At 52.8% G+C, this 13,552-nt stretch carries 14 protein-coding genes; 4 read left to right on the forward strand and 10 right to left on the reverse strand.

Features of this window, described 5'->3' with window-relative positions:
* Positions 1-69: 69 nt before the first annotated feature.
* From OSB_RS16880 to OSB_RS12840, 3 genes are all read right to left on the reverse strand, one after another.
* Complete coding sequence (locus OSB_RS16880; protein ID WP_234967428.1) at positions 70-438, reverse strand: hypothetical protein; 369 nt, start codon at positions 436-438, stop codon at positions 70-72.
* 18 nt (positions 439-456) lie between these two features.
* The gene (locus tag OSB_RS16885) at positions 457-723 is read right to left on the reverse strand and encodes a glutathione S-transferase family protein (protein ID WP_234967427.1); all 267 of its coding nucleotides are present in this window, start codon (positions 721-723) and stop codon (positions 457-459) included.
* 73 nt (positions 724-796) lie between these two features.
* Entirely contained in the window at positions 797-1,576 is a 780-nt protein-coding gene (locus OSB_RS12840; RefSeq protein ID WP_049835368.1) for a transporter substrate-binding domain-containing protein, read from the reverse strand.
* Between the two features lie 142 nt (positions 1,577-1,718).
* On the opposite strand from OSB_RS12840, the gene OSB_RS12845 reads away from it, so the two are divergent.
* The 3 genes from OSB_RS12845 to OSB_RS12855 are packed head-to-tail and all read left to right on the forward strand — an operon-like array spanning position 1,719 to position 4,613.
* Entirely contained in the window at positions 1,719-2,459 is a 741-nt protein-coding gene (locus OSB_RS12845) for an amino acid ABC transporter ATP-binding protein (RefSeq protein ID WP_049836165.1), read from the forward strand.
* A gap of 10 nt (positions 2,460-2,469) precedes the next feature.
* Positions 2,470-3,204, forward strand: a complete 735-nt coding sequence (locus OSB_RS12850) for an amino acid ABC transporter permease (RefSeq protein ID WP_049836166.1) — start codon at positions 2,470-2,472, stop codon at positions 3,202-3,204.
* Positions 3,201-4,613 (forward strand): MATE family efflux transporter, encoded by a 1,413-nt coding sequence (locus OSB_RS12855; protein ID WP_049835369.1) that lies wholly within the window; start codon positions 3,201-3,203, stop codon positions 4,611-4,613. Before OSB_RS12850 ends, OSB_RS12855 begins: the two co-directional genes overlap by 4 nt.
* Positions 4,614-5,017: 404 nt before the next feature.
* Here OSB_RS12855 and OSB_RS12860 read toward each other — a convergent pair whose 3' ends face one another.
* Genes OSB_RS12860 through OSB_RS12890 form a run of 7 tightly spaced genes read right to left on the reverse strand, consistent with a single transcriptional unit; the run spans position 5,018 to position 12,516 of the window.
* On the reverse strand, positions 5,018-5,794 hold the full coding sequence (locus OSB_RS12860) for a glutathione S-transferase family protein (protein WP_049835370.1): 777 nt from the start codon (positions 5,792-5,794) through the stop codon (positions 5,018-5,020).
* Positions 5,795-5,796: 2 nt separating this feature from the next.
* Positions 5,797-7,098, reverse strand: a complete 1,302-nt coding sequence (locus tag OSB_RS12865) for a TRAP transporter large permease (RefSeq protein WP_049835371.1) — start codon at positions 7,096-7,098, stop codon at positions 5,797-5,799.
* Complete coding sequence (locus tag OSB_RS12870; protein WP_049835372.1) at positions 7,099-7,623, reverse strand: TRAP transporter small permease subunit; 525 nt, start codon at positions 7,621-7,623, stop codon at positions 7,099-7,101. It lies immediately after the preceding gene.
* Positions 7,620-8,678, reverse strand: coding sequence for a C4-dicarboxylate TRAP transporter substrate-binding protein (locus OSB_RS12875; protein ID WP_049835373.1), 1,059 nt, complete (start codon positions 8,676-8,678; stop codon positions 7,620-7,622). The genes OSB_RS12870 and OSB_RS12875 overlap by 4 nt, the downstream gene beginning before the upstream one ends.
* Positions 8,679-8,700: 22 nt before the next feature.
* A complete protein-coding gene (locus OSB_RS12880) occupies positions 8,701-9,942 on the reverse strand; it encodes an acetyl-CoA C-acetyltransferase (protein WP_234967426.1) in 1,242 nt (413 codons plus the stop codon).
* Complete coding sequence (locus tag OSB_RS12885; protein WP_049835375.1) at positions 9,942-11,945, reverse strand: acetoacetate--CoA ligase; 2,004 nt, start codon at positions 11,943-11,945, stop codon at positions 9,942-9,944. Before OSB_RS12885 ends, OSB_RS12880 begins: the two co-directional genes overlap by 1 nt.
* A gap of 22 nt (positions 11,946-11,967) precedes the next feature.
* Positions 11,968-12,516: a cupin domain-containing protein gene (locus tag OSB_RS12890; RefSeq protein WP_049835376.1), complete on the reverse strand. Its 549-nt coding sequence runs from the start codon at positions 12,514-12,516 to the stop codon at positions 11,968-11,970.
* Between the two features lie 157 nt (positions 12,517-12,673).
* Between OSB_RS12890 and OSB_RS12895 the strand changes: the two genes are divergently transcribed.
* The gene (locus OSB_RS12895) at positions 12,674-13,357 is read left to right on the forward strand and encodes a TetR/AcrR family transcriptional regulator (RefSeq protein ID WP_049835377.1); all 684 of its coding nucleotides are present in this window, start codon (positions 12,674-12,676) and stop codon (positions 13,355-13,357) included.
* Positions 13,358-13,552 lie beyond the last annotated feature (195 nt).

The raw sequence follows: 13,552 nt of genomic DNA on the forward strand, positions 1-13,552 counted from the left end.
AATAATCTAGCATCCCGAAAACTGTTGTCGATTTCCATTTTTTCAATTCGTGCGACCAACCCTTTTGGCTTACGGTAAAGGCGGCTTTGCCTTCAACAGATAAGCCTCCATCGCTGCGTGATATTGTGACAGCTCTTGCGCGACCACTGGGTGGTTCCGCAGGCGCGCATCATAGGCCAAAACGGCATCTGGCCAATCAATCGGCAATTCGAGAGCTTCTTCAAACGCTCTGATCCATGCAAAGGTCACGGCGAACCCGCAGTCACACATCCAGAGCGTATCAGAGGGCAGTTGATCTGTTTCGAGGAACAGTGCGAGCGATTGTAGATGTTTTGAAATCGTGGCGCCGCCTGTTTTGATAGCTTCGGCGTCACGGCCATCATAGGCAACGTTTGGGTAGATCGCCCGCACGGCAGGTTCCAGACGCGTGTCATGCAAGCGGCTTTTTTCACGGGCTTAGGCGCGTAGGTAAATAGTGTCAGGCAGCATCGGTGTTTCTGGGAACGCCTCTTCGATGTATTCTGCAATTGCTTCGGAATCTGCCAATATCAGATCGCCATGAACCATGGCGGGCAAATTGCCAGAAGGCACCAGCGATTTGTATTCTGCAGAGCCATAGCCCCCCGGTGGTGGCTGCTCTGAAAATGGAACGCCTTTGTGCCGTAACAAAATACGTAGCTTAGCGTTGTAAACCGAAACGGGCACTGCGTAGATCGTTAGCATCTGAGGGTCCTTTATAATAAACAGGCCGCCCGCAGGACAGCGGGCGGCTTTGTTTTCAAATTACACGCAGGACTTATTCAGCAAGCAGTTGCCATTTAACACCGAGCTCATCGAAGAAGCCCTGTTCCTGCTTAAGCGTGATCCATGTGTTCACATAGTTGATCCAAACTTGGTCATCTTGCGGCAAAAGCATCGCGATCGGCGTTGGGGAACGCGCTTCTGCGACTGGAACGATCATCAGCTGTTCGTATTGGGCAACCAGTTGGTTTGCTTCAACGTTCGATGTGATGTTGGCATCGGCACGCCCCGCTAGAACCTCTTGGAAGTCACGGGCTGGGGCTTCGACGATCCGGTGCTCGGCGTCAGGAAAGTACTGACGAACCTGTGTCTCTTGGGTTGTGCCTAGTGTTGCGGCGACAGAAACATCAGGGTTGTTGAGATCATCCCAAGATGTGAAGCGCTCTGCGTTCTCGCGCAGTGTCAAAGGGACGGTCGCCAATGAGAAATAGCTGTCAGAGTAACCAGCCGCTTTCGCACGTGCTGGTGATACGGATGCGGATCCTGTGATGTGGTATTGGCCGGCCGTAACGCCACTGACCAGTGTTTTCCAATCCGTAGCCACGAATTCGACTTCGACACCCAGATCGGCGGCAAGTTCTGTCATTACGTCGATGTCATAACCAACATAGGAATTTGTGGCGACATCGCGCATTGTCATTGGGTTCCAATCGCCCGTCGTGCCGACCTTTAGCACGCCTTCGCTTAGGATTTCATTGAGTGCGGATTGTGCTGACGCGGCTACCGCGCTTGTCGCCAGCAAAACGGTCGTTGCGGCAATTTTGAAAAATTTCATGGGTCTTCCCTCTTGGAGTAACATTCGAGATCTAATTTGCCACTTGTTAGAAGCAATGCAAAGATTGACGTCGGTCCAATTGCACTATTTCAGGCTTCCGCCGCCCCAAAAAGGAAATTCCATGACGAATGATAACGCGCCTATGGTCGAACCCGTGATCAAAATGCGCGATGTTTCTAAGTTTTATGGTGATTTTCAAGCCCTGAAGGCCGTCAATTTGGATGTCGCGCAGGGGGAACGCATGGTGATTTGCGGCCCATCAGGATCGGGAAAATCGACCCTGATCCGCTGTATTAACCGACTTGAGGCGCATGAAAGCGGTCACATTAACGTTAACGGTATCGAGTTGACAGATAATTCAGAAAGCCACGACCAGATTCGAGGTGCGGTCGGGATGGTGTTCCAGCAGTTCAATCTGTTCCCGCATCTAACGGTTCTCGAAAACCTCACCCTTGGCCCGCGACGTGTTCTGAACCTCTCAGACGCAGAGGCAAACGCACGGGCCATGACCTATCTAGAACGGGTGCGTATTCCTGACCAAGCCGATAAATACCCTCGCCAACTGTCGGGTGGTCAGCAACAGCGCGTCGCGATTGCTCGCGCGTTATGCATGGACTCAAAGATACTGCTTTTCGACGAGCCGACATCGGCCCTGGATCCTGAAATGATCGCAGAAGTCTTGGATGTTATGACCGAGCTTGCCTCATCGGGGATGACAATGATTGTTGTGACCCACGAGATGGGCTTTGCGCGCAAAGTGGCGGATACAATGGTGTTTATGGATCAAGGTGAAATCGTCGAGATCGGCCCGCCTGATCAGGTCTTCACCGCGCCAAAGTCGCAACGTTTTGCGACGTTCCTCAAACAAATCTTGCAACACTGAGATGTCCCGCATGAAATGTATCGCGTTATTCGCCACCTTGTTACTGCTCACAGGATGCTCTGGAAACTGGGGCTGGTATGTGGTTGATCCAACCACGCCTAAGGGCTTGATCAACCTCAAGTTCATGCTCTCAGGGATGTATTACACGATCTTGTTGTCTGTCACGGCAATCTCGATTTCTGTGATTGTCGGGCTGCTCGTGGCGTTACCCGGATTGTCCGAAAAGAAAGGCTGGCGCAGGTTCAATCGCACCTACGTGGAAATTGTGCGCGCCGTACCGATCCTTGTGCTGATCTTATGGGTCTACTACGGTCTACCTGCGCTGTCGGGCATCACATTAAACGTGTTTTGGGCCGGTGTTTTGGCCTTGGCTTTATCAGACAGTGCATTTCAAGCCGAGATTTTCCGCGGAGGCATTCAATCGATCGCCCGCGGGCAATATGAAGCGGCGAAATCTGTGTCGTTAAATTATAGCGATACAATGCGTTTTGTGATCCTGCCTCAAGCGATCCGGCGTATCTTGCCCGCATTAGGCAATCAGCTGGTCTACATGCTGAAGATGTCGTCGCTTGTGTCAGTCATTGGAATGCAGGAATTAACCCGCAAAGCAAATGAACTGTCGGTTTCAGAATACCGACCTTTGGAAATATACACGGTGCTTGTGCTAGAATATCTTGTGTTGATCCTTGTTGTATCGGCCTTTGTCCGGCGCTTGGAACGGCGGATGCAAGTAGCAGAAGCGTGAGTATTACACGCGATCTAGACCTGACCCAAGGCCCGCTGCTACCTCATTTTCGCGCTCTTGCTGTACCTGCGGCGTTCGGGATGTTGTTTTCGACGCTGTATAACTTAGTCGATGTTTATTGGGCGGGGCGCCTGTCAACCGAGGCGCAAGCTGGCCTCGCAATCGGGTTCCAAGCGTTCTTTATCATGATGGCTATCGGTTTCGGGCTGGGTGCTGCAATGTCTGCGCTTGTTAGCAACGCCAAAGGATCGCGTGACACCAGCAGTGTGCGAGCTTTCGCTTTACAAGGCATCGCCTTCGGGGTCATCGCGACGCTTATCTTGATGGTTCTCGGATGGATCGTCGGCCCTTACCTGATTGCCCTCGTGTCTGAACCTGGCGGATACCGCGATGCCGCAACGGGTTATTTCAATTGGCTCGTCTTGTCACTGCCCGGTTTTTTCTTGGCTTACGGTGCAAACGGCATCCTACAAGCGCATGGCGACACGGTAACGTTGCAACGCGGTTTGATCGTTGCGTTTTTCGCGAACGTCGTTCTCAATCCGTTGCTTATGTTCGGTGTGCCCGGCATCTGGGACGGTATGGGCTTTAACGGCATCGCGCTGTCCACCGTGATCAGCCAAACGGGGGTGATGCTATGGGTGTTGCGCGGTGTTTTCGCCCTTGATGTGTTGCGCGATGCAAGGCTCGCCGAACTGCGCCCCAACGCCACGAAATTCCGACAGATCACCGCCCAGCTATTGCCGGCAAGCACCGCTATGATGGTGATGTTTATCTCGGGTTTTGTGGTTCAATACGCGTTGAAGGGGTTTGGTGAAGACGCAATCGCAGCCTACGGCGTGGCCCTGCGCATCGAACAAATTCTGCTGCTTCCGGTCTTGGGGATGACGGGTGCGTTGCTTCCCATCATCGGTCAGAGCTTTGGAGCCTCGGATCACCAACGGGTCAAGGATGCGCTGTTTTTGTGTTGGAAAATCGGCTCTGCAATGTCGGTGTTTGCAATGCCTCTTTTATGGTTTGGCGGACGATACGCGATGGGGCTTTTTACCGAAAACCCAGCCGTGATCGATATTGGTGCCAGCTATCTTTTGGTCGATGGTTTTCTTTTTCCCATCTACATGATGCTCTTTGCAATTAATTCCTTTCTACAAGGTCTCAAACGTCCGATCTGGACACTTTGGATCAGTGTCTACCGACAAGGTGTCGGCGTAGCCTTATTCATTTGGCTCTATGTCGGCGTGTTTGGCTTGGACGTGTGGGGCGTTTGGTTTGGGATCGGGACGGCTGTTAGTACAGGCTGGATTGTAGCGCTGCTCGTTGCTCGCCGTGTTGCAAACCAAGAGATTGCAAAATCGTTGGCAACCGCCAATGTTAGGCGCTCAGACACTCACTCAACATTACCACCCTGATAACATCGCCAAGCATCTTGGCAATGAGGCTCAGGGTTTGTTGTCAGTCCAAAATCCATCAAAGAAGACCGTCTCGGTTAGGCTTTGGGGTCATCATAGTCGGCTCTTGAAAAGGAATGCCCCAACTCCACCGGAATGTCTGTATTTGTTGGATGTCTGATACATTATTGCACCCGCAGCGAAGGTCCGCTTCCCGCCCTTGGTGTCAGCTTAGACGACACACATTAGCATTGGTAGGTTCCGGCGATTGCGCCCTCCCGCAACCAACACTAATTCGTAAGTTTTTGCAAAGGCTTGAGTTTTTACACTCCTGCGCTTCTTGCATCTCTCCCGTTTTGCTCAGTCCAGAAATAAGATCATACACACGAGACTGATACGTAGCTTCCATCTTTGGGTGGATGGGCTCAGGTGCTGATGTGTGCGAAAGCTTTGCTTCGGGTGCCGTTGGGCAGAACCTTATAGCGTTCGCTGACACGCGTTCCGGGGTAAAACGTGTTGGCAAAGCTTTCGCGTTGTTCAACGTCAGTCCACCAGCGTTGCACACATTTGGACACGGTCACCATGTCGCCCAATCCAATATCTCGCATTCGGTCTATTGTTGGGATCACGCAAATATCGGCAAGCGTTAAGTCGTCACCACACAGAAAGCGGTTTGTCGTCAACGCCTGCTCCATGCGCGTGATGGTCTGCTGCAATTGCCCCAGAGAGGCCTCATATCGCGCGTCGTTGAACCCCTCTCGCCCCATTTCCTGATAAAAGCCTTTTCGCAGGGGACGGCGGTTTGCTTCGTCCTCTAGCTCTTGGTCGCTAAGATCGATCCGTAGCTGACGAAACACCTTGTTGAAGGATGGCACGCGGATTGCCGTTGTCGGTACTTCTTCTAAATACCGCATCCAACTGCGCATGTTTGCGCGCGCAACGGGGGCGGTTGGGCTCAGCTTGTTATTGGGAAAAACATCGTCGAGGTATTCAACAATCACCGAACTGTCGAGAATGGGGTGACCATCATGCACCAATGTCGGCACCACGCCGTTCGGATTGATCGCCAGATATTCAGGGGTGAGATGATCGCCCCTCCAGAACTCCATTTCGGTGGTGTCAAAGGTCAGCCCCTTTTCAAACAAAGCCAACCGTACTTTTTGAGAACAGGTCGAATATGCGCTGTGATAGAGATGTAGCATTTTTAAAGCAGTCCGATTGCGATCCAAGGGAACGCCATGACGAGGCCCAAAACAATCAACATCATAAGGACGAACGGCGCAGCTCCCATAAAGATATCGAAAAGAGACACGTCGTCGTCGTCGAGCGCGGCCTTAATGACAAACACCGATAACCCAAAGGGCGGGGTCAGAAGACCGATTTCAATTGCGATCAGTGTCACGATACCAAACCAAATCAGGTCGATCGCCTGTGCTTCGATAACGGGCAACATCAACGGCACCACGATCAGCATGATGGACGATGAATCAAGGATCATACCTAGAAAAATCACGACCACGACATAGGCCAGCAAGATCATTAGGACGCTGAAATTTCCGCTTGTCGCCAGTTCGCCCAAGCCGCGCGGTAGGCCCGTGAACGCCAGCATGCGCGAATACATTTGCGCGGCGATGATTAATAGGCAGACGGCCGCCGTGACAAGACCCGTTTCCACAAGAACTGTGCGCAATGAAGAAAGGGTGAACCTACGCATACACAAACCTAACAGGAACGCGCCGAGTGCGCCTACGGCTCCAGCCTCTACTGGTGTGAAGAAGCCTGTATAAATACCGCCGAGAACCAACAGGATCAGTCCAGCGATTGGACCGGCTTTCTTCAAAAGCGTGAGAGAGGTCATTGGCGTATGTGTATCGTCGATTTCACCGACAAATCCGGGGTACCATTTTGCCATGATGTAAATGCCTGTGGCAAATACCAGCGCCAGTAAAATACCAGGTCCGATGCCTGCAATAAACAGGTCTCCGATGCTGGATTCTGTCAAGATCCCGAACAGGATCAACAACAGAGATGGCGGGATCAACATTCCTAAAACCGAGGACCCTGCGACAATGCCCGTCGCGAAGCGCGCTGAATAGCCGTGGCGACGCATTTGAGGGACGGCGATCTTGGTGAATACGGCCGCCGAAGCGATCGAAACGCCAGTAATCGCGGCAAAAATTGCGTTGGCCCCTACGGTTCCAATGCCAAGCCCGCCTTTAATCCGATTGAACAGACTATTGGCAACATCGAACGCATCGCGCCCGAACCCTGCCTGGGAAACAAGAAAACCCATTAAAACAAAGACAGGTATTACGCCGAAAAAGTAACTGGCGACGGCGTCATTTGCCGCCAGACCAACCATCTTTGCGGCCAATTCCGGGTTCCCTCGGATAGCCCAGACACCCGCGAAGGATGCCAACATAAGCGCGAATGGCACTGCCATCCCCAACATGACAAGTAGCCCCATTCCAGCCAGTGCCAACATGCCGATTTCAATAGGGGACATTTATTTCTCCCAGCGACGGATCAATCCCGCCAACAATTGTAAGATGAGCATTGCGCTGCCAATCAGGACGGCCAGCTTGATTGGCCAGACCGGAGCCGTGAAATCACCAATAGAGCCGATGAATTCGTTGCGCTCCCACGCTTTAAGAAAGATTGGCAAGGTTGCGTAAAACACGATTCCCGTGATCACCATTCCTAAAAAATCTAAGATAGTTCCCAACACACGTGCGGCGGTTGGAGAGGCTTTCGCCAATGCATCAGAAATCGCCGTACTTTGCGGGATACGACCTTCGCGCAGGGCTTGCGGTGCCTGCAGGAATACAATTCCAACGATACAAAGTGTCACGATCTCAGGCACGCCTGATAACGGTGCGTTAGCGGCGTTTCGACTGATGACATCAACACAAACGATCGAGGCAACCACCACGATCAACGAAGACCCGATAACATTTAGCGTTTGGGTCAGCGTGTTAAGAAGTTGCAGCGCGAGACCCTCGCGCTGCTTTGGTTTTTCGTCGAGTGTCATTGTGCATCCCAAGTGCGCAGTGGTTCTGCACCTGCGGCGCGCATTGCGTCCATATAGGCGTTCAGAACTGCGGTGCCGGAACGTCCACGTTCGTCCAGTTCAGCGGCCCACGTCTGCGCTGCATCGTCCATCCCATCGGCCCAAGCTTGGTTGTCTGCCGGAGAAATTTCGACCACCGTCACGCCAAGTTCATCGAACTGCGCATAGGCAGCTTCAACCGCAGCCTCGAGGTCGTCAAGGTACCAAGCTCCAGCAGCATCTGCGCCAGCACTAAGAGCCTCAACCACTTCTGCAGGTTGGTCTTCGATCCAGTCGGAATTTACGCAAAGACCACCAGCGAACTGTGCACCAAAACGTGCACGGGTGACGTGGGGTGCAACTTCATACAGACGACTTGGGATTGCGGCAGAAGCAAATAGGAAAGCCCCTTCGTAAACGCCATTCTGGATTTCGTTGTAGAAGGTCGTCAGGTTACCGGCGACACCCACGGCACCCGTACCAGCCAACCAGTTCAGGTTCGGTCCGGCGCCAGAGATCCGACGTCCGTCTAGATCCTGCGGCGTGTTGATCGGGAAATTCGACATGATGAAATAGTCATCAAGAATGACCGGTGCACCAATATAAGTGACGCCGTTTTCGGTATAGCCAGCCGTCATTGCAGGTTCGTTTTCATGCAAATCCGCCATAACATTGGCGATCACGCGCGAGTCTGTGGATACAAACGGTGTATAATAAGTGACATTTGGCTCGGCCAACTTGGCAGGGTCAAAGACGCTGAGGCAAACCCCAATCTCGGCTAAGCCACTTTCAACGGTCTCAAGCTCTTCCCCGACACCGGCGATTGCGCCGCCATATTGTGTCTGGAACGCTACGCTATGACCTTGAGCCTCCAGCGCCTCAGTGGCGACAGGAATAAAGGCTTCGTCGATCATACGGACCCATCGAAAAACGGACGGATGCCCTGTTACGACAGTCAGGTTGTAATCTTCCGCAAAACTTGCGGTTGGCAGTATCGCCATTGTGGTGATTGCTGCGGTCAAAGTTGATTTAAACATTAGTTCCTCCCGGTTTTTAGTTTTAGAGTCGTTCTATGATAATTGCTGGCGCCATCCCCCCCGCTGCGCACATGGTAATCAATGCATAGCGGCCACCGGATCGTTCCAATTCGTCAAGCGCCGTACCAATCAGAATCGCGCCAGTGGCTCCGATTGGGTGCCCAAGGGCAATGGCGCCGCCGTTGATGTTAACTTTAGAACGGTCCAAGTTCAGATCACGGATCGCTTTTTCGGGAACGACAGCAAAAGCCTCGTTTATCTCGAAAACGTCGATATCCGCTATTGAAAGCCCCGCTTTGTCCAGCACCTTGCGGATGGCCGGTACTGGAGCGTTGAGCATGAGAGTCGGGCAGTCGCCGATGTTTGCTGTCGCCACAACGCGTGCCCGTGGTTTTAAACGATTGCGTTCTGAATAACGCTCAGATGCAAGAAGGACTGCGCCCGCTCCATCAACAATACCAGAGGCATTTCCGGCATGGTGCACCCATGTCATCTTATCGCGTAGGTCCGGGTATTTCTGATAGATCATATCGCCAAATGTAGCGCCATCAGGCCCAATCTCGGCTCGCGCAACCCTTTTGAAAATCGCGGGTAAAGACGCAAGTGTGTCTGCCGTTGTGCCGGGGCGTGGAAATTCATCGCGGTCCAACGCGACAGACCCATCATCGTTAAGCACGGGCACTATAGCGTTGTGAAAGCGCCCTTCCTTGATTGCCATATCCGCACGCACTTGCGACGTAACCGCGAGTGCATCTACGGCAGTCCGGTCAATCCTTTCCAATGTCGCGATTGCATCGGCAGAAACGCCTTGTTGCGATTGCGGGTGCTGCGCACGCAGAACAAGGTTTTCACTATCCAGTTGCGTGTTCCCGACAAGTTCGGGGTGAATACGCGTATGGCTCATCATTTCGCTGCCGCCACAGACGACCAAATCTTCCATGCCAGACATGACCTGCGCCGCACCAAGGCTGACGGTTGTAATGCCGGTGCCGCAGAAACGGTCTAGGGTCATGCCGCTGGAACGTTCATCAAAACCCGCTTCTAATGCCGCCATCCGGCCTAAATTGTGGCCCTGCAATCCACGCTGCACCGAGGTGCCCCAAATCACGTCATCTACATGACTGGTATCGATGTCATTTCGTTCGGCTAATGCGCGAAGAACTGTAGACCCCAACCTATGCGGATGCAGATGCGACAGGGCACCTTTTGGTGCCTTGCCAATCGCGCGCGGCGTACGGACGGCATCAATTATGAAAGCGTCCATCAGGTTGCCTCCCTTTGCATTTGGGCTCTTGCGACATCGATGATTGCGTCGAGTGCCGCCGGATCGCGCATGGCACCCCGATTGGCTGCAGTTTCAGCATCGGCCCCCATCAAGATACGCTTTACCGGAACTTCCAGTTTTTTACCGCTGATCGTGTAAGGAATGGAGGAGACTGCCAACATTTGATCTGGAACATGGCGCGGCGAGGCCTCACTGCGCAGGCGCTTGACCAGATTTGTCTGCAATTCTTCCGTCAACGCGCAGCCATCGGCGATTTGCAGAAACAAGAGCATCGTTGAACGATCGCCATCTTCTACGTTCACGACAAGGCAATCTTCGACATCAGGGTTGGCTTCAACCACATCATAAATTTCGGCCGTGCCAATCCGAACCCCGCCACGGTTAAGCGTCGCGTCGGATCGGCCCAAGATGCGCGACGTGCCGTCGCCATGGGTTAAAAACAGATCACCTTGACGCCACATCCCAGGGAAGTCGTCAAAATAGGCAGCGCGTAGTCGGGATTTATCTGGGTCGTCCAGAAAACCGACGGGCATTGACGGCATCGGTTGGCGAATAATCAGCTCACCCACTTCACAATTCAGTACCTCGCCCTGATCGGACATCGAAACCGCATCGGTGCCCAGCCAAATACACTGAAACTCTCCAGCATAACTTGGAACATCAGGGCAGAAACCAACGAAACAGGTAAAGATGTCTGTTCCGCCCGAAGCCGTGACCATTTGTGCGCCACGTCCAATATTTTGGGCGGCCCATTCCATGCTCTCAGGAGCGGCGGGGGATGCACCAAAGATCACCATTTTCAGAGCAGTCAGATCAAAGCGGTCATTTGGGGCATCGCCGACTTGGATGCGGTTCGCAACAAAGGCCGAGCTCACTCCTAAAACGGTGGTGCCGCTGGTTTCGGTGAACTTCCAGAATGGAGCCGCTTCATCCATTAGCGGATTTCCATCGTAAAGCCCGATCCCGGCCCCAGTTCCAAGGGCGCCAATCACCATAAACCAAACCATCCAACCTGTGGTGGTGAAAAATGTATAAACGTCGCCTGGCCCCATATCGCCATGCAGCGCGTTCATTTTGAACGCTTCTAGCGTCAATCCACCATGGCCATGCAGAATGCCCTTTGGCTTGCCGGTCGTACCTGATGAAAATGCCGCAAGCAGAGGATGGGCAAAGGGAACCGATGCGTATTCAAATGGCGCGTCGCCGCCCGCGTTAATGGCATCGTCCCAAGAAATTGAATGGCGGTCGAATGGGTTAGCGGTCGCTTTCGCTGACGGAACATGCACAACAGTGCCAATGGACGGCAAATCCGACAAAATGGCATTTACTACGTCCTGGCGATCGAAGAATTTACCGCCGTAGTTATAGCTATCCACTGTGATCAACACATTGGGCTTAAATGCTCCAAAGCGACTGAGCGTCGCGTCGACCCCGAAATCTGGCGAAACACTGGTCCATGTTGCTCCAAGCGCCGCGCAGGCAAGGAATGCCACAACGGCTTCAGGCGTATTGGTGAGGTAGGCGGCAACTCGGCTGTCTTTGCCAACGCCTTGGGACGCTAAATAGGCCGCAAAGTCTCGGACTTGATTAGACAGCTCCGCCCGAGTGATCTTTCGGGTAACGCCTGCTTCATTAGACGCATGAATGGCGACAGAATTGGGATCAAAACCTTTGTCGCGAAGCATATGCGCCGCGAAATTGACTTCGGCACTGTCAAACCATGAAACATCCGGCATAACACCTTCGCTCAAGACACGTGAATAGGGTACGGCACTCTCGATCTCAAAGTAGTCGTAAAAATCGGCCCAAAAATCCGAAAGATTGCTGATCGACCACGCCTGCAAAGAGGCATAGTCAGGCAAGGGAATGTTGCGCCGATCCGCGACCCATTCCCTGAACTGCGTCATCTGGGATTTTGGTTCAGAAGGATCAGGCTGCCAAATACAGGCGCCGCGCTGAGGGGATGGGTCTGGCAATGACATGCGCAATCTCCGGTACAGAAAATTACGCGAGTTCGCGGTCAACCAGCACGCCCAAACAGATCGCTGTTTCGTCACCAACAGCCTCCCAGGCATGGTTCGTGCCGCGCTGAATCACCACATCACCGGGTTTCAGTTCAACCTCACCATCTTCCATGATCAATTTGATGCGCCCCTTGAATACGGCGACAACATCCATCGTTTTCGTCAAGTGCATGCCTGGATGGCTGTCAACATTCACACGTGAACCGTGACCACCCATCGCATCAAAGGCTTCATTGAGCGATTCAAGTTGATCTTCAGCCGAGACATCTTTGCCGAACGGTGCGATCGAAAACCACCGAACCCGAACACCATTTGCAGGGGGCGCAAGGACAACATCGCCCTTTGCAACGTCTTCGTGATTTGTGCGCACGATCGTCGCGCCTTCATCGTTCCACGCCTCGTACAATCCGATGGTGCCATTTTCGAGCACCTCGGCCGGGCCGTCATCGATTGCGATGATAGATTTACCGCTCGTGTTATTTCCAGTGATGACTCGGCGTAGGCCCTCGGCGATTTCCAATGCAGACATAATATTCCTCCCAAAAAATCCAATGCTCAACCGCATCTCCCGTGCGGCAGTTCGACTCGTATTTAAACAATGTTTAAGAATTTGTCAACAATGCCTAAAATCTTTACAACGATGCATGACCGCCATAAGCATGCCGAGATAGGTATTGAGTGAACCAATGGACAAAAGCACTGCCAAACGGCAACGAAGCAAAACCTCGACTTCGGTAGGGGCGACCAAAACGGCAATTCTAAACACCGCAGAACGTGTTTTCGCGACCGAAGGGTTGTTAGAAGTTTCGCTGCGTCAAGTAGCACGAGAAGCCGGCGTGGATCCTGCGTCGATTACATATCACTACGGCAGCAAGGAAGATGTGTTGGCCGCCGCGATTGCACGTAGATACGAAATGCTACGCGGCCGGCGTATGTCAGCACTGAACGACGCGCTCGCTCGGACAAAGAACAAACCTTCGGCGCGGGACGTGCTTGATGCAATGTTCAGACCCTGGCTTGAATACAGCCTCAGCGAAGATCCGGGATGGCGTCACTATTCCAAATTGATCGCTGGAATGATGACGACACCCCGCATCACAGAAATCATTGGAGACCTTGCCGGAGTTTGGGAACACACCCAAATCAACGCACTTCGCCTCGCGCACCCTGAAGCAAATGACGAACAAATCATGCGTGCCCTGACATTGACGCTGGGTACAAGTTTCTTTTTCTTTTCAGAAACGAAACGAATTGACGTTATGTCTGGAGGTAGATTTCGCGCAGACGACCTCAACCATGGATACCCACAGTTTCTAGACTTTGTGTCAGCTGGGTTCGAAGCCGCTGTGAAATCAGAGCTTGGCAATTAGCGTTTCTATGTAAGGCGTTTGCCAGGTGTGTGTTCTTGACAATTACAGCGGGCAGTCGCTGCCTTGAGGTCTGTCAAAGTCAGAAACGACCACGCTGCGGCAGCCCAACCATCCAAGATGCTACATGTGACCGCCAATGTCTGCTTTGGGGGAGTTGCAGCGCAGCATCAAGCTTCAACGCCATGGTCGGCTTTG

Source organism: Octadecabacter temperatus, from assembly GCF_001187845.1.
Taxonomy (GTDB): Bacteria; Pseudomonadota; Alphaproteobacteria; order Rhodobacterales; family Rhodobacteraceae; genus Octadecabacter; species Octadecabacter temperatus.